14 protein-coding genes and 1 pseudogene are annotated in these 15,581 nt (G+C 70.3%); 11 read left to right on the top strand and 4 right to left on the bottom strand.

Translation table 11 applies throughout. The annotated features are described in order from the left end of the window. The first annotated feature begins 91 nt into the window (after positions 1 to 91). On the top strand, positions 92 to 889 hold the full coding sequence (locus tag OXS49_RS29065; protein ID WP_244003697.1) for an SDR family oxidoreductase: 798 nt from the start codon (positions 92 to 94) through the stop codon (positions 887 to 889). Between the two features lie 221 nt (positions 890 to 1,110). Here OXS49_RS29065 and OXS49_RS29060 read toward each other — a convergent pair whose 3' ends face one another. Next, entirely contained in the window at positions 1,111 to 1,488 is a 378-nt protein-coding gene (locus OXS49_RS29060) for an SWIB/MDM2 domain-containing protein (protein WP_243924306.1), read from the bottom strand. 253 nt (positions 1,489 to 1,741) lie between these two features. On the opposite strand from OXS49_RS29060, the gene OXS49_RS29055 reads away from it, so the two are divergent. The 3 genes and pseudogenes from OXS49_RS29055 to OXS49_RS29045 form a co-directional block, all read left to right on the top strand. Next, positions 1,742 to 1,864 (top strand): hypothetical protein, encoded by a 123-nt coding sequence (locus tag OXS49_RS29055; protein ID WP_267356084.1) that lies wholly within the window; start codon positions 1,742 to 1,744, stop codon positions 1,862 to 1,864. Between the two features lie 48 nt (positions 1,865 to 1,912). Then, positions 1,913 to 2,410: a DUF2721 domain-containing protein gene (locus tag OXS49_RS29050; protein ID WP_267428139.1), complete on the top strand. Its 498-nt coding sequence runs from the start codon at positions 1,913 to 1,915 to the stop codon at positions 2,408 to 2,410. Between the two features lie 96 nt (positions 2,411 to 2,506). Then, positions 2,507 to 2,866, top strand: a pseudogene (locus tag OXS49_RS29045) (PRC-barrel domain-containing protein); the annotation flags it as partial. Positions 2,867 to 2,914: 48 nt separating this feature from the next. Here OXS49_RS29045 and OXS49_RS29040 read toward each other — a convergent pair. Then, positions 2,915 to 3,322: a hypothetical protein gene (locus OXS49_RS29040; protein WP_267428138.1), complete on the bottom strand. Its 408-nt coding sequence runs from the start codon at positions 3,320 to 3,322 to the stop codon at positions 2,915 to 2,917. 308 nt (positions 3,323 to 3,630) lie between these two features. On the opposite strand from OXS49_RS29040, the gene OXS49_RS29035 reads away from it, so the two are divergent. From OXS49_RS29035 to OXS49_RS29005, 7 genes are all read left to right on the top strand, one after another. Then, positions 3,631 to 4,326: a PRC-barrel domain-containing protein gene (locus OXS49_RS29035; protein WP_244003699.1), complete on the top strand. Its 696-nt coding sequence runs from the start codon at positions 3,631 to 3,633 to the stop codon at positions 4,324 to 4,326. Next, complete coding sequence (locus tag OXS49_RS29030) at positions 4,323 to 5,705, top strand: MFS transporter (RefSeq protein WP_244003693.1); 1,383 nt, start codon at positions 4,323 to 4,325, stop codon at positions 5,703 to 5,705. Before OXS49_RS29035 ends, OXS49_RS29030 begins: the two co-directional genes overlap by 4 nt. A gap of 203 nt (positions 5,706 to 5,908) precedes the next feature. Then, positions 5,909 to 7,678 (top strand): ABC transporter ATP-binding protein, encoded by a 1,770-nt coding sequence (locus OXS49_RS29025; RefSeq protein ID WP_244003691.1) that lies wholly within the window; start codon positions 5,909 to 5,911, stop codon positions 7,676 to 7,678. 327 nt (positions 7,679 to 8,005) lie between these two features. After that, positions 8,006 to 8,935, top strand: coding sequence for a glutaminase (locus OXS49_RS29020; RefSeq protein WP_243924298.1), 930 nt, complete (start codon positions 8,006 to 8,008; stop codon positions 8,933 to 8,935). Between the two features lie 78 nt (positions 8,936 to 9,013). Beyond that, positions 9,014 to 10,423: an MFS transporter gene (locus OXS49_RS29015; RefSeq protein WP_267428137.1), complete on the top strand. Its 1,410-nt coding sequence runs from the start codon at positions 9,014 to 9,016 to the stop codon at positions 10,421 to 10,423. 58 nt (positions 10,424 to 10,481) lie between these two features. Then, the gene (locus OXS49_RS29010) at positions 10,482 to 11,042 is read left to right on the top strand and encodes a Uma2 family endonuclease (protein ID WP_267428136.1); all 561 of its coding nucleotides are present in this window, start codon (positions 10,482 to 10,484) and stop codon (positions 11,040 to 11,042) included. Between the two features lie 51 nt (positions 11,043 to 11,093). Beyond that, on the top strand, positions 11,094 to 12,107 hold the full coding sequence (locus OXS49_RS29005; RefSeq protein ID WP_267428135.1) for an adenosine kinase: 1,014 nt from the start codon (positions 11,094 to 11,096) through the stop codon (positions 12,105 to 12,107). A gap of 93 nt (positions 12,108 to 12,200) precedes the next feature. On the opposite strand, the gene OXS49_RS29000 is transcribed toward OXS49_RS29005, so the two are convergent. Further along, the gene (locus tag OXS49_RS29000) at positions 12,201 to 13,172 is read right to left on the bottom strand and encodes an NADPH:quinone oxidoreductase family protein (protein ID WP_267428134.1); all 972 of its coding nucleotides are present in this window, start codon (positions 13,170 to 13,172) and stop codon (positions 12,201 to 12,203) included. A 56-nt stretch (positions 13,173 to 13,228) separates the two neighbouring features. Continuing rightward, positions 13,229 to 15,316 (bottom strand): PAS domain-containing sensor histidine kinase, encoded by a 2,088-nt coding sequence (locus OXS49_RS28995; RefSeq protein WP_267428133.1) that lies wholly within the window; start codon positions 15,314 to 15,316, stop codon positions 13,229 to 13,231. Between the last annotated feature and the right edge of the window lie 265 nt (positions 15,317 to 15,581).

Raw genomic sequence — 15,581 nt, 5'->3', positions numbered from 1 at the left:
CAACGCGATCGGGCACGGCCCAAGCCGATCCCGACATGTGACCCGCGCCGTGCTCGAGCGTTGACGCTGCATCGCACCCCAGGAGACCACCATGGATCTCGACCTCACCGGCCGGAAGGCCCTGATCACCGGCTCGACCGCCGGCATCGGCTACGCCATCGCCAAGGAACTCTGCGATCTCGGCGCCGAGGTCGGCATCAACGGCCGCACCCCCGAGCGGGTCGAGGCGACGCTGGCCAAGCTCCGGGGCGAGGCGAAATCCGGCCGCGCCTTCGCGGCGCCGGGCGATGTCGCCACCGCGGAGGGCGTCTCCGCTCTGGTTAGCGCGCTCCCTGCGGTCGACATCCTGGTCAACAACACCGGGATCTTCGAGCCGAAGCCGTTCTTCGAGATCCCGGACGCTGACTGGCAGCGCTTCTTCGACGTCAACGTCATGAGCGGCGTGCGCCTGTCGCGGGCCTACACGCCCGGCATGGCCGAGCGCGGCTGGGGCCGGGTGATCTTCATCTCCAGCGAGTCCGGCGTGAACACCCCGACCGAGATGGTCCACTACGGGATGACCAAGACCGCGCAGTTGGCGATTTCCCGGGGACTCGCCCAGACGGTCGCGGGCAGCGGCGTGACGGTCAACAGCGTCCTGCCGGGACCCACGCTCTCGGAGGGCGTGGCCGAATTCATGACCCAGATGGCCGGCGGCAAGGCCGATGCCGATCTCGACGCCATGGGCCGCGCCTTCGTTGCCGAGCACCGCCCGTCCTCGCTGATCCAGCGCCTCGCGCGGGTGGAGGAGGTGGCGAACCTCGTCGCTTATCTGTGCAGCCCCGCGGCGAGCGCCACCACGGGTGCCGCGTTGCGCGTCGACGGCGGGGTTCTGCAAGGCATCGCCTAGGCGACCGCGCTCAGCGACGCCCAGTCGTCACAAACGCCAAACCGCCCTATCCGGCCGGGGGCGACGCGCCTCGATACCGAACGGACGTTCGCTATCTGAATCGCGCACGGGCGTCGTCGTTACCCGAGGGCCAGCGGGCGCCTGAGTAGCACGTTGTCGTCCTGCGATGCTCCTAGAGCCGATAGTCCGGACCTGGGGCCGGGCTTGGCTCTAGGGAGCGATCAGGCCTTCAGATGCGCAGCGAGGTGTTTGTTCATCTCGAACATCGAGCACTTGTCCTTGCCGAAGACCTTCTTCAGCTTGTCGTCGGCCAAGATCTCGCGCTTGTTTTCGGGATTCTGCAGGTTGTGCTTCTTGATGTATTCCCACACCTTGCTGACCACCTCGCCGCGCGGGAGCGGGTTGGTGCCGACGATCGCGCCGAGATCGGCAGAGGGCTTCAGCGGCTGCTGCAGGGCGTTCGGCTTGGCGCCGGCGGCGGCCTTGGTCGCGGTGGGCTTGGCAGCCTTCGCCGGAGCGGCCTTGGCAGGAGCCTCCTTGTCAGCAGTCTTGGTGGTCTTGGCCGCCTTCGGCGCAGCCTTCTCGGTCTTAGTGGCCATTAACTTCCTCCGGTTCTCGGGCCGCAGGCCGGGGCATAATCGCCCCACGGCCGAGACAGCATAGCAGCAACTAACCGGTACCGCTGCCGTTCCAAGGGGAATCCAAGGGGAAATCGCCTTCACGCGCCCCTCATCCACAAGGCACGCACGGAAATCCACACCCGACGGCCCCGATCCGGTCCGTGAGAAGATGATTCACCGATCCGGCCCACGCGAAACCTGTTCTTAACAATCTTGCCGCTGAAGTGCTTGCATGTTCGCTCCGGCCCTCACCCTCGCACTGCTGCTCGCCGCCGGGCTCGTCACGGCGCTCGGGATCGGCATCCGCGCCGAGCCGGCGACCTCCGGCACGGAACCGGGCCGCGGCCTGGTCTGAGCCGTCGGGATTGCCCCGGCGGGCCAGCCGGCCCATCTGCCCGGCGGCATGACCGACCCGCTCATCCCCACGACCCTGGCCACGACCCTGGAAAGCACGGCTCACGTCGTCCAGGTCGCGCTGAGCCCGGTCTTCCTCCTGTCCGGTATCGCGACGTTGCTGAACGTCTTCGGCGCCCGGCTGGCCCGTGTGGCGGATCAGGCCGACCATATCTCCGGGCAACTCGCCGTGGCGGCGGATGCGGAGCGTCTTCGCCTGGGCCGGCGGCTCGACCGGCTGCACCGGCGCTCGCTCGCCCTCGACGCCGCCGTGTTCCTGGCCGCCCTCGGCGGTGTCGCAACCTGCGGCTCGGTGCTGACGCTGTTCGTCGGGGCGCTCCGCGACGCGACGGTGGCGACGCTGCTGTTCGGGCTATTCGGCGTGGCGATCCTGTGCACGCTGTGCGCCCTCGTCGCCTTCGGCTTCGAGATGCTGCTGGCCAGCCGCGCGGTCCGGGACCGGGTCAACGAGCGGCGCGCCCAGGCCGGCATGGCGGCGGATCCCTGAGCAGGCCGGGCGCGTGGAACCGGTCTGTCGCGTCCCGCTTGGTTCGCAGGACCCACGGAATGCGGATCGTCCCGCATCCGCCGACAGGGAGTGATCATGCCGACGGACCTGCCCACCGAACGCGCCGTGAGAAAGCCAGGAACCCTCGAACTCGACCCCGCCGGCGAGGGCATCGCCATCGACGAGAGCCCTCGTCTGATCGGCTCGCACAAGGTCGAGGGGACCGACGTCTACGATCGGACCGGCCGCTATCTCGGCGCGATCCACACCATCATGGTGGACAAGGTTTCCGGACAGGTCGCCTACGTGGTGCTGGCCTTCGGCGGATTCCTAGGCCTCGGCGAGACCCATCACCCCCTGCCCTGGAACGCGCTCAGCTACAGCACGGACCTCGGCGGCTACGTGGTCGACATTGAGCCGGGCGTCCTTGCGGGCGCGCCGACACAGGGGGTTGGATAGGACGGCAGGACGACCCGGCCATCCGCCGCGGGCGGGTCAGGTCGCTCAGAACTTCCCACCGAGGCCGACGCTGCCGCCCGGCGCCATCGTCGGCCCCACGGAGCCGCTGCCGGTGCCGGCTCCGACCGCGCCGTTGCCGCCATCGAGATCCTCGCGCCGGATGCGCCGGTCGCCCGCATCCGCGGAGCGCGTCGCGCTGCCGGCGGTCTTGGGGATCGCAATCTGCCGCGTCGGCGCGGTCTGGAGCGGCTGGCCGTCGGCATCCACCGCGGCGTTGCGGGCCTGCCGGTTCGGCAGCGCGTCGCGCATGGAGGGCGGAAGCCCGACATCGGAGGCCGGCATCACGCCCCCTCCGCCTCCGAGCGCCTGGCAGCCGGCCATGAGGGCGGCAAGCGCCGCGCCGAGCGCGAGGCCGCGCAGGGCGGAGCACCGCGACGGGGAGAGGGTCGGCATCGTGTGGTCCTCGAAAAAGGCCGCGGTGATGTCCGCGGCTCGCGTGACTTATCGGCGGTTGTCTACGCTCAGGATGCGGCGAAAACCAGACGCCCGCGCAAGAGGCCGCGGCGCGGGGCCGGCGCGAACCTTGCGGCGCGGCCGCCGGGGTCCATAACTTCGCCCAGGTCCTGCGGCACGACGACCGTCCGCAGGGGCAGACCTTTCGGCGGCCGGCCGGGACCCGGCCGACATGGCTGTGGTCGCGCCGGCGTGCCGGCTCGGCCCGGCCCTTCCTCAGAGGACGTAGCGTGTTCAGAATCAACCGGATGATCGCGGTCGTGACGCTCGCCCTCTGGGCGTCGGGAGCCGCGGCGCAGGTCCAGGCGAGCGGAAGCGACGGCGCGTCCGGCCAAGCCTCGCCGCAGCCCCCCGTGGCGAATCCGGCGTCTCCGGCGGCCCCGGGCGCGACCGCCCCGGCGCCACCACCGCCGGCCGTGACGGCCGCGCCGCCGACTGCGCAACCGCAGCAGGGCACGCCCGCCACCGTGCTCGACACCCAGGACTACGAAAGCCTGCTCGGCCGCAGCGTGCGCAGCGCCCAGGGCGACGAGTTGGGACGGGTCATCGACATCATCATCGACAAGGACGGGCACCCGCGGGCCGCGATCATCGATTTCGGCGGCTTCCTGGGGGTCGGCACCCGCAAGATCGCCGTCGACTGGCGCGCCCTGCGCTTCTCGTCGGAGGGCGGCAAGGAGCGCAAGCTGTCGGTGGCGCTGACCCGCAACCAGGTCCGCGTGTCCCCCGAGTACAAGTCGGGTGAGCCGATCGTGGTGCTGGGCCCCGCGAGCCCCGCCGCGCCGTCGACCGAGGGCGATCAGGCGGCTGCGCCCGCCGCTGCCCCCGCCCCGACATCGGCTCCTGCGGCCAGCCCTGCGCCTCCGGCTGCATCACCGGCTCCCCCCGCCGCCACGGGCCAGACCCCGCCCACCGCCGCACCCGACAAGGCGCCGGACAAATGACGGTGGCCCGATTGAAGGTTCGCACCGCCGTTACCCCCCGCGAGCGCGACGTGCCCCGGCAGGATGTCCGCGCGCGGGCCGTGCGCCTGAAGGATCAGGGGATGGAGATGCCGCGCGAGCCGGCCCCGGCAGCCGGCGCCTCCGTCGGCGAACGCCGGATCTCGTCGGCGAGCCGCTACGGCCTCGACGCCTTCGCGTTCTTCGTCGCCAACCTGCAGACCGGGTTCGGGCCGTTCCTGGCCGTCTACTTCTCGCAGGCCAAGTGGACCCAGTCCGACATCGGTTTCGCGCTCACCGTCGGCAGCCTCGTCGCCCTGCTGGGTCAGGTGCCGGGCGGGGCCTTCGTCGACGTGGTCCGCTCGAAGCGCTTCGCCGCTTCGGTGGCGGTGATCGGCATCGCGGGCAGCGCCTTCGCGCTGGCAATCTGGCCGAGCTTCCCGGTGGTCCTGCTGGCCATGGCGGCGCATTCGGCGGCGAGCTGCGTGCTGACGCCGGCCATCGCGGCGATCAGCATCGGCCTCGTCGGGCGCGCGCACGCCGGCGAGCGCCTCGGCCGCAACGCCAGCTTCGCGGCGCTGGGCAACGCCCTCGGCGCCGCCGGGATGGGCGCCATCGGCTACTATCTGTCGAACGGCGCGGTGTTCTACCTGACAGCAGCGCTCGGCATTCCGACGGTGATCGCGCTGACGCGCATCCGCGCCCGGGACATCGATTCCGGCGTGTTCAAGGAGCCGTCGAGCCCGCAGGCACCGCAGACGGCCGGGCAGGACGGGATCCGCAGCCTCCTGACCAACCGGGGGCTCCTGTGCTTCTCGGCCTGCATGGTTCTGTTCTTCCTCGCCAATGCGGCGATGCTGCCGCTGGTCGGCAGCGTCCTGACCCTGCGGGCGAGCGAGACCGCAACCGCGCTGGTGGCGGCCTGCATCATGGTCCCGCAGGCGGTGCTGGCGGTCAGCGCCCCCGCGGTCGGGCGGGCGGCCCAGCGGTTCGGCCGCTACCCGGTCCTGCTGTTCGGCTTCGGCGCGCTGCCGGTGCGCGGCCTGATGCTCGCCTATACCACCAACCCCTACGGCCTCGTCGCCATCCAGGTGCTCGACGGGATCTCGGCCTCCGTGCTGGGCGTGATGGTGCCGCTCATTGTCTCGGACCTCACCCGCGGGTCCGGGCGGTTCAACCTCGCCCTCGGCGCGGTCGGCACCGCGATGGGCATCGGCGCCGCCCTCTCGACCTCGCTGGCCGGGGTGATGGCCGACCGCCTGGGCAGCCACAGCGCCTTCCTGGGGCTCGCCTGCGTGGGCTTCGCGGCCTTCATGCTGGTGGCGCTGATCATGCCCGAAACCCGCCAATCCGACGCCCAGGCCGCCGAGCGCGTGGCCTGAGAAGCTTCGGCATCGGATTCGCTTGCGTGTTTCCACACCGCTCAAGCGGTGTTCAGATTTGACGGATAAAAGCGCACGGGAGGTGCGGACCGGTGCAACATATGGCAACGCTCTCGCGTTGCCGTCGCGGGTCAGACTGCGCCCGCGCTGCACTCCGCCTTGCCCGTTAGCCAGAGCCGCGCGAATACGGAATGGTCACCGCGATGGAAGAGCTGCACCGATACGCCGAGAGGCCCTTCGCCTTCGTCGGACGGTATCTCCGCCGCCGCTGGCTGCCGCACGTGGTCATCCTGATCTCCGTGCTCGGCGCGGTCGGCTTCTCGGTGTCCACGGATTACGCCCTCAAGGGCGTGGTCGACGCGCTGACCAAGGGCCCCGGTCCGGGCAACACCGCGGTCTGGAGCGCCCTCACGGTCCTGATCGCCTTCATCGCCGCCGACAACATGCTCTGGCGCGTCGCTGCGCTGACCGGCGCCTTTACCTTCGTGGGCGTGACCGGCGACATCCGGCGCGACCTGTTCCGGCACATGACCGGGCATTCGCCGACCTTCTTCTCGGACCGCCAGCCCGGCACCCTGGCGTCCCGCATCACGGCGACCTCGAACGCGATCTTCACGGTCGAGAACATGTTCGTGTTCAACGTGATGCCGCCGACCGTCGCGGCCTTCCTGTCGATCACCTTCATCGCGACCGTCAACACCACCATGGCGGCGATCCTGGCCGGCGTCTTCGCCGCGGTCGTCCTGCTGATGTTCAAGATGGCCGCGGCCGGCAAGCCGCTGCACCACGACTTCGCCGCCAAGGCCGCCTCCGTCGATGGCGAGATGGTCGATCTCGTCGGCAACATGTCGCTCGTGCGCGCCTTCTCGGCGTTCAAGCGCGAGGGTCAGCGCTTCGAGGGCACCATCGGCACCGAGATGCGGGCCCGCCGCTCGTCGCTCCTCTACCTCGAGAAGCTGCGCATCGTGCACGCGGTGCTGACCGTGCTCGCGGTCTTCGGCCTGCTCTACTGGGCAATCCAGATGTGGGAGGCCAAGGAGGCGACCAACGGCCAGGTCGTGCTTGTCTGCACGCTGGGCATCCGCATCCTCGCCGCCACCCGCGACCTCGCAGTCGCGCTGGTCGATGCCACGCAGCACACCGCCCGCCTGTCGGAGGCGTTGCACACGCTGCTCCAGCCGCACGACCTCGTGGATCACCCGGAGGCGCAGCCGCTCAGCGGCCAGGGCGCGAAGATCGCGTTCGACCACGTCGCCTTCAACTACCCGGATGGACGTCCCGTCTTCACGGATTTCGATCTGACGATCGAGCCCGGCCAGCGGGTGGGCCTCGTGGGCCGGTCGGGCGGCGGAAAGTCGACCCTGTTCTCACTGCTCCAGCGCTTTTACGACGTGCAGAGCGGCGCGATCCGGATCAACGGTCAGGATGTCCAGCGGGTGACGCAGGAATCGCTGCGCGAGGCGATCACGGTGGTGCCGCAGGACGTCTCCATGTTCCACCGCAGCTTGCGCGAGAACATCCGCTACGGCCGGCCGGACGCCACCGACGAGGATGTCTGGCAGGCGGCCGAGGCAGCCCATTGCACCGATTTCATCAAGTCCCTGCCGGAGGGGTTCGACACGATCGTGGGCGACCGGGGCGTGAAGCTCTCGGGTGGACAGCGCCAGCGCATCGCCATCGCGCGGGCGATCCTCAAGAACTCGCCGATCCTGCTCCTCGACGAGGCGACCTCGGCGCTGGACGCCGAGTCCGAGCAGGCGATCCGGCACGCGCTGGCGAACCTGATGAAGGGCCGGACCGTGATCGCCATCGCCCACCGTCTCTCGACGCTGCAGGATTTCGACCGGATCGTGGTGCTGGATGGCGGCCGCATCGCCCAGGACGGGTCGCCCGACAAGCTGACCCATCTCGACGGCTTCTTCCGCGAGCTGATGAAGAAGGAATCGATGGCGATGGCGCTCGCCGCCGCCTGAACGTGCGGATCGACCGAGCCGATTGCCCACGCACCCTCCCTCCCCCGCGAAGCCACCGGATGCACACATCTCTCTTGGAGAGGCGAAAGCAGCTCCGCGCGTTTCCCTCCCCCCCTTGCGGGGGAGGGAGAGCGCGTTGGCCTTCGACCCGGATTGTTCTGCAGCCGTCGAACGCATCGAACCACGACCTGTGAATATCGTAGCCCGCAACGGCGCGGTTCCCACGCTCCAGCCCCGCTGGTAGAGCGTCACGGACCGGACCTTGCATTGTCCGCGCCGTCGCGGATCGGCCCGCGGCCGCGGCATCCCGATCCCCCGAGCCCGCCCGTGCCCGACCTCGCCCTCGTCATCCGGGAGATCTCCGAGGAGATGGCCCAGCGCTCCGACCGGGGCGCGGTCGCCGACTACATCCCCGAACTGGCTCACGTCGATCCGAACCAATTCGGCATCGTGGTGATCGACGCAGAGGGGCAGGTCTTCGCCGGGGGCGACAGCGAGACCCCGTTCTCGATCCAGAGCGTCTCGAAGGTCTTCACACTGACCCTGGCCCTCGGCATGGTCGGCGACCGGCTGTGGAAGCGGGTCGGCCGCGAGCCGTCCGGCAACCCGTTCAACTCCATCGTCCAGCTGGAGCGGGAACGGGGCGTGCCGCGCAATCCGTTCATCAATGCCGGCGCCATCGCGGTGACCGACGTGATCCTCTCCGGCCACGCGCCCCGCGAGGCTCTGGGCGAGATCCTGCGCTTCATGCAGTTCCTGGCCCAGGATTCCAGCATCACCATCGACGAGGCGGTGGCGGCCTCGGAGAAGCGCACGGGCTTCCGCAACACCGCGCTCGCCAACTACATGAAATCCTTCGGGGTCATCGACAATCCGGTCGACTACACGCTCGGCGTCTACTTTCATCACTGCGCCATCGCGATGACCTGCCGGCAGCTCGCCACGGCCGGGCGGTTCCTGGCCCATAACGGCCGCACCCCTTCGACCGGCTACTCGGTGGTCTCGGCCGAGCGGGCGCGCCGCATCAACGCGATCATGCTGACCTGCGGCCACTACGACGGCTCGGGCGAGTTCGCCTACCGGGTCGGCCTGCCGGGCAAGAGCGGTGTCGGCGGTGGCATCCTGGCGGTGGCGCCCGGAAAAGCCTCGATCGCGGTCTGGGCGCCGGGCCTCGATGCCGCCGGCAATTCGCATCTCGGCCGGGTCGCGCTCGAACGCCTGACGCAGCGCATGGGCTGGTCGGTGTTCGGGGCGTGACGGCCTGCTTGCACGGCGCCGGGTTCCACGGCACTGCGCCGGGGCACCGATCCGGCGCCTGAGGGACAACGCGGCACCATGGCGACGATCACGGCGGACCGCAGCCCGGCCGAACCCCTCGACCCCGGCGCCATCCTGGCCCGCCTGGACCGCCTGCCCGCCACGCGCGCGCTGTGGCGTCTGGTCGTGCTGCTGGGGCTCGGCTTCTTCTTCGAACTCTACGACCTCCTGTTCACCGGCTACGTGGCCCCGGGCCTCGTCAAAGCCGGGATCCTGACCCCGACGACGCCTGGCCTGTTCGGGGCGAGCGGCGTCGCGAGCTTCGTGGCGGCCCTGTTCACCGGCCTGTTCATCGGCACCCTGCTGTGCGGCTGGCTCGCCGACCGGTTCGGGCGCCGGGCGATCTTCACGGGATCGCTGCTGGCCTACACGGCGGCGAACGTCGTGATGGCCTGCCAGACCGACGCCTTCGGCCTCAATCTCTGGCGGCTGATCGCGGGCATCGGCCTCGGGCTGGAGATGGTGACGATCGGCAGCTACCTTTCGGAACTCGTGCCGAAGGCGATCCGCGGCCGTGCCTTCGCCCTATGCCAGGGCATCGGCTTCACCGCCGTCCCGGTGGTGGCGGTCCTGTCGTACCTGCTGATCCCAACGGCACCTTTGGGCATCGACGGCTGGCGCTGGGTCGTGCTGATCGGCGCCTCGGCGGCGCTTGTGGTCTGGTGGCTGCGCGCGGGCCTGCCGGAGAGCCCGCGCTGGCTCGTGGAGCACGGGCGGCTCGCGGAGGCGGACGCAATCCTGCACCGGCTCGAAATGCAGGCGGCGGCCGAGACCGGGCGACCGCTGCCGCCCCCCGCCGCGCCGGAGCCGATCCAGCCGCGTGGCGCGTTCCGCGACCTCTGGGTCCCACCCTACCGCCGCCGCGCGCTGATGATGGCCGGTTTCAACGTGTTCCAGACGGTGGGCTTCTACGGCTTCGCCAACTGGGTGCCGACGCTGCTGGTGGCGCAGGGCATCACGGTGACGTCGAGCCTCGCCTACACGGCGCTGATCGCGCTCGCCGCCCCGGTCGGGCCGCTGATCGGGCTCCTCATCGCCGACCGGTTCGAACGCAAGCACGTCATCGTGGCCGCGGCACTCGTCTACATCGCCTGCGGTCTGACCTTCGCACGAACGACGGATGTCACCGCCATCGTGGCGCTCGGCATCGGCCTAACGCTCGCCTCCAACGTGATGTCGTACAGCTTCCACGCCTATCAGGCCGAGCTGTTCCCGACCGGCATCCGCGCCCGGGCGGTGGGCTTCGTGTATTCCTGGAGCCGGTTCTCGGCGATTTTTACCGGCTTCGTCATCGCCTTCGTGCTGCGCGAAACCGGAACGCCGGGGGTGTTCCTGTTCATCTCGGCGGCGATGCTGGTCGCGGGCCTGCTGGTCGGCCTTCTCGGGCCCCGGACGCGGGACGTGGCGCTGGAGAAGATCGCGGGCTGACGTCTGCCGGTTCGAATCGTGTTATGCTGACCGCATGGTCGCACTGACGAAGCAGCGGATGGACGTCGACACATTCCTGGCCTGGGCCGAAGGCCAGCCGGGACGCTTCGAGTTGGTCGACGGCGAGGTCTTCGCAATGGCGCCGGAACGGGCCGGACATGCTTTGGTGAAGTATGCGACGCAAACGGCATTGAAACGGGCGATCACGACTGCCGGAACTGGCTGCCGCTGCCACATGATGCCCGACGGCATGACGGTCCGCATCGACGCAACAACGACGTTTGAGCCCGATGCCCTCGTGTATTGTGGGCCACGGATGGATGTTGAGGCCATCGAGGTGCCCGATCCCGTGATCGTCGTTGAAGTGCAGTCGCCGGGTACGCGCTCAGTCGATGCAGGCTTCAAACTGGCGCGATATTTCAGTCTCGCGAGCGTGGCACACTACCTGATGATCGATCAGGTCAAGCGCTTGGTCATCCACCATCGACGTGGTGCCGATGGGCTCATCGTGACCCGCATCTCCAGCGAGGGAACGCTGGACCTGACCCCGCCCGGCCTGACCCTGTCGGTCGCCGAACTGTTCGCCGATCTCCCGCCCCCAGCAGATCCCGCGGCTTGATCCGATCCGGGGCGGATGCCACAGCGGCGCGAACCCGAAACAGGACGCCCGATGACAGCCTCCCTCGATCTCCTCGTACTCGGCAACGCGATCGTCGACGTGATCGCCCGCGCGGATGAGCCGTTCCTCACCGCGCAGGGCGTCACCAAGGGCGCCATGCAGCTCATCGACGAGCCCCGTGCCGAGTCGCTGTTCCAGGCCATGGGGCAGACCACGATCGTGTCGGGCGGCTCCGGGGCGAACACCGCCGTGGGCGCGGCGCTGCTCGGCGCCAAGACCGGCTTCGTCGGTAAGGTGCGGGACGACGAGCTGGGCGGCCTGTTCGGCCACGACCTGAAGGCCACCGGTGTCGGCTTCACGGTTCCGCCGGCGACCGAAGGCGCGGCGACCGCCCGCTGCCTGATCCTGGTGACGCCGGACGGCGAGCGCACCATGAGCACCTATCTCGGCGCCTGCCAGGGGCTCTCGCCCGAGGATGTCGACGACGCGCTGGTGAAGTCGGCCCGGGTCGTCTACCTCGAAGGCTACCTGTGGGATCCGCCGGCCGCCAAGGACGCGTTCCGCAAGGCCGCCCAGATCGCCCACCAAGCCGGCAACGCCGTGGCGCTGACCCTGTCGGATGCCTTCTGCGTCGGCCGCTACCGGGACGAGTTCCTGGGCCTGATCCGCGATGGCAGCATCGACATCCTGTTCGCCAACATGGGCGAGCTCCAGAGCCTCTACCAGACCGACGATGCCGAGGCCGCCGTGGCGGCTTTGCGCGACGAGCGCAACGCCCGCGGCCGGCACCTGCTCGGCCTCGTCACGCGCTCGGCCGAGGGCGCCCTGGTGATCCAGGGCGGCGAAGTCCGCGCCGTCGAGGCGAGCCCGGTCCATGCCGTGGTGGACACGACCGGAGCGGGCGACCTGTTCGCCGCCGGCTTCCTCGCCGGGCATGCGCGCGGCCTCGACAACGTCGCCAGCGCCCGGCTCGGCACGCTGGCGGCCGCCGAGGTGATCCAGCACATCGGCGCCCGCCCGCAGACCGATCTCGTCGGCCTCGCCAAGGCGCGCGGGCTGCTCTGAGCCCGCCCGGGCCGCCCGCACGGTCGGCGAGGCAACGTGTGACCTCGCCGGCCCCCTGCGCGGCCTGCCCTTTGGTCTGACGCGCCCGATCGATCAGGGCCGCAGCAGCACCTTGCCCACCGCCGCCCGGCGGGTCAGCAGGCCGAACGCCTCCGGAAACGCCGCCAGGGGGTAGGTCCCGTGCACCTGTGCGGTGAGCTTGCCCTCGGCCACCCAGTCGAGCAGCCGGCGCTGGTCGGCCCGGTGGGCCTCCGGCTCACGGTCGAGGAAGGCGCCCCAGTGGACGCCCTGCACGTCGAGTTCCTTCAGGAGCATCAGGTTCAGCGGCAGCCGCGGAATGGCGCCGGCGGCGAAGCCGATCACGAGGTAGCGCCCGCGCCAGCCGAGCGCCCGCAGCGCCGGCTCCGCGTAGGCATCGCCGACCGCGTCGTAGACCACATCGACCCCGCCCCCGGAGATCCGGCGCAGCTCGTCCTTGAGGGTGGCGGGATCGTAGACCAGACCCGCCTCGGCCCCGTGGGCGCGGGCGACCGCGAGCTTCTCCTCGGAGGAGGCGCAGGCGATCACCCGGGCGCCCATCAGCCGGCCGAGTTCCACCGCGGCGAGGCCGACGCCCCCGGAGGCGCCGAGCACCGCCAGCCACTCGCCGGGCTGGAGCCGCGCCCGGTTGGCCAGCGCATGGAGCGACGTGCCGTACGTGATGGTGAGCCCGGCCGCCTGCTCGTCCGGCACCGCGTCGGGCACCGGCGTGAGCTGGCTTGCGGCGATGGCGATTTTTTCGGCGCAGCAGCCGTGCCCGGCATGGACGATCACCCGGTCGCCCACGGCGACGCCTGACGCGCCCTCCCCCAGCGCCTCGACCACGCCGATTCCCTCGCCCCCCGGCGAGAACGGCAGCGGCGGCTTCACCTGATAGCGCCCGGCCGTGATCAGCGTGTCGAAGAAGTTGAGCGCCGCCAGCTGGATCCGCACCAGGGCCTGTCCCGGCCCCGGGACCGGATCGGGCCGCTCGGCGATCTCAAGATGGTCCGGCCCGTCGAGCCGCGTGCACAGCAGCGCCTTCATGGCGTCTCGTCCTCCCGTTATGGTTGGTCCTGTTCAGGACCGGACCGGCCATGCGGTCAAGCCGTCCCGATCATCTCCCGGATGCGGGCGCCCAGCACCTCGACCACGAACGGCTTGGTGATCACCTGCATGCCGGGGCTGAGCTGGCCATGGCCCAGCACCGTCGCGTCCGCGTAGCCGGTGATGAACAGCACCTTGAGCCCCGGGCGCGTCTCCCGTCCGGCCTCGGCCATCTGGCGTCCGTTCATCCCGCCGGGCAGCCCGACATCGGTGACCAGCAGGTCGATGCGCACATCCGATCGCAGCACCTTGAGCCCGGCGACGCCGTCCGCCGCCTCGATGGCGGTGTAGCCGAGATCCTCCAGAACCTCGGTCACCAGCATCCGCACGGTCGGCTCGTCATCGACCACCAGCACGGTCTCCCCCGGGGCGGCCCGGGGCGGGGCACCGGGCGCGGCGCGCGGATCCTCCTCGGGCACCGCGCCGCCGTGGCGGGGCAGGTGGAGGCAGACATTGGTGCCCCGGCCGACCTCGGACTCGATCCGCACCTGCCCGCCCGATTGCTGCGCGAAGCCGTAGATCATCGACAGGCCGAGCCCGGTCCCCTGCCCCAGCGGCTTGGTGGTGAAGAACGGCTCGAACACCCGCGCGATGATCGCGGGCGGCATGCCGGTGCCGGTGTCGGCGACACAGAGGGACAGGTACGGCCCCGGCGGCATGTCGTGGTGCCGGGCGGCGTCCGCGTCCAGCCACGCATTGGCGGTCTCGATGGTGATCCGCCCACCCTCGGGCATCGCGTCCCGGGCGTTGATGCACAGGTTGAGCAGCGCGTTCTCGAGCTGCGGCGGATCGACCAAAGCCGGCCACAGGCCCGGCGCGCCGATCACCTCGACCGCGATGGCGGGGCCCACGGTGCGGCGGATCAGCTCCTCCAGGCCGGCGACCAGCCGGTTCACGTCGGTCGGCTTCGGATCGAGGGTCTGGCGGCGCGAGAAGGCCAGCAGCCGGTGCGTCAGGGCGGCGGCCCGCCGAGCCGCGCCCTGGGCGGCATTGATGTAGCGGTCGACATCCATCATCCGGCCCTGGGCGAGCCGGGTCTGGATCAGCTCCAGCGAGCCGGAGATGCCGGCGAGCAGGTTGTTGAAATCGTGCGCGAGGCCGCCGGTGAGCTGGCCGACCGCCTCCATCTTCTGTGCCTGGCGCAGGGCTTCCTCGGCGGCCGCCAGGGCTTCGGTGCGCGCGCGCTCGGCGGTGAAGTCGCGGCCGACCGCGTTGATCATCCCCTCCCCCGGCCGGGCCGACCAGCTGATCCAGCGGTAGCTGCCGTCCCGGTGGCGGTAGCGGTTGTCGAAGCGCGCGAGGCGCTCGCCCGACGCGAGTTGCTGCCCCCCCGCGACGGTCCGGTCGAGATCGTCCGGATGGACGAGGCTCATCAGGTTGAGGCCGACGAGTTCGTCCGCCTGCCAGCCCAGCACCTCGGTCCAGGCCGGGTTCACCGCCAGCATGGTCCCGTCGAACGCGGTGCGCAGCATCATGTCGGTGGAGAGCGTCCACAGGGCGTTGCGGTCGGCGGTCCGGTCCGCGACCTGCTGGGCCAGGGTGGCGTTGAGGCGGCCCAGCTCCGTGAGCGCGGCCTCCAGCTGGGCGCGGCTCTCGGTGAGGGCGGCATCGGCCAGCACGCGGCCCGTGGTCTCGCTGGTGAGGATAAACAGCCCGGCCACATCGCCCGCGGCATCGAGGACACGGGAATACGAAAAACTCCACCACGTCTCCCGGGCGCCGCGGTCGGTGTCGAGCTGCCAGGGCAGATCGACGAAGCGCTCCGGCCGGCCCGCCAGGGCGGCGTCGATGATCGGCTTGGCCTGATCCCAGGCATCGGCCCAGACTTCGTCGAACCGCGCCCCCATGGCCCAGGGCAGGCGCGGCCCCAGCAGCGGGACGTAGGTGTCGTTGAAGAAGAAGTGGAGATCGGGCCCCCAGGCCAGGATCATCGATTCCGGCGAGTTGAGCACGAGGGAGAGCGCGGCGCGGAACTCCGCCGGCCACGTTTCCGGGGGGCCGAGGGGGTGGCCGGTCCAGTCGCGCGCGCGGATCATGCGCGCGGCTTCGCCGCCGCCGGCGAGGAAGGCGAGGGGGTCGGTCACTGGATCAGAACGATATACGTCATGGGCGTATGGCGTATGACTGCCTTTGGCGGCATCTCCAAGATGCCGCTCGCGGTTCAATGACGCCGTTGCAGAGCGCCGTCTTTGCGAGTGGAGCGAGGCAGCCCAGGGGAGCGGGACATTCGTGAGCGTTGCGCCGACCGGATGGCTTCGCTCCGCTGGCTTAGACGGTCGGGCGCAGCTTCGATCCAGCCAGCTTCCCAGAGACTGAACCCAATGAGATCAAGCATGCGATGACTGCTCG

Origin of the sequence: Methylobacterium sp. GC_Met_2 (assembly GCF_026540795.1) — a bacterium.
Taxonomy (GTDB): Bacteria; Pseudomonadota; Alphaproteobacteria; order Rhizobiales; family Beijerinckiaceae; genus Methylobacterium.
Note: the sequence above shows the minus strand (reverse complement) of the source record. Positions and strands in the feature narration are given on the sequence as shown.

Coding starts and splice junctions, on each gene's coding strand:
- OXS49_RS29065 (WP_244003697.1), top strand. CDS start 92: ATGGATCTCGACCTCACCGGCCGGAAGGCCCTGATCACCGGCTCGACC.
- OXS49_RS29060 (WP_243924306.1), bottom strand. CDS start 1,488: ATGGCCACTAAGACCGAGAAGGCTGCGCCGAAGGCGGCCAAGACCACC.
- OXS49_RS29055 (WP_267356084.1), top strand. CDS start 1,742: ATGTTCGCTCCGGCCCTCACCCTCGCACTGCTGCTCGCCGCCGGGCTC.
- OXS49_RS29050 (WP_267428139.1), top strand. CDS start 1,913: ATGACCGACCCGCTCATCCCCACGACCCTGGCCACGACCCTGGAAAGC.
- OXS49_RS29040 (WP_267428138.1), bottom strand. CDS start 3,322: ATGCCGACCCTCTCCCCGTCGCGGTGCTCCGCCCTGCGCGGCCTCGCG.
- OXS49_RS29035 (WP_244003699.1), top strand. CDS start 3,631: ATGATCGCGGTCGTGACGCTCGCCCTCTGGGCGTCGGGAGCCGCGGCG.
- OXS49_RS29030 (WP_244003693.1), top strand. CDS start 4,323: ATGACGGTGGCCCGATTGAAGGTTCGCACCGCCGTTACCCCCCGCGAG.
- OXS49_RS29025 (WP_244003691.1), top strand. CDS start 5,909: ATGGAAGAGCTGCACCGATACGCCGAGAGGCCCTTCGCCTTCGTCGGA.
- OXS49_RS29015 (WP_267428137.1), top strand. CDS start 9,014: ATGGCGACGATCACGGCGGACCGCAGCCCGGCCGAACCCCTCGACCCC.
- OXS49_RS29010 (WP_267428136.1), top strand. CDS start 10,482: ATGGACGTCGACACATTCCTGGCCTGGGCCGAAGGCCAGCCGGGACGC.
- OXS49_RS29005 (WP_267428135.1), top strand. CDS start 11,094: ATGACAGCCTCCCTCGATCTCCTCGTACTCGGCAACGCGATCGTCGAC.
- OXS49_RS29000 (WP_267428134.1), bottom strand. CDS start 13,172: ATGAAGGCGCTGCTGTGCACGCGGCTCGACGGGCCGGACCATCTTGAG.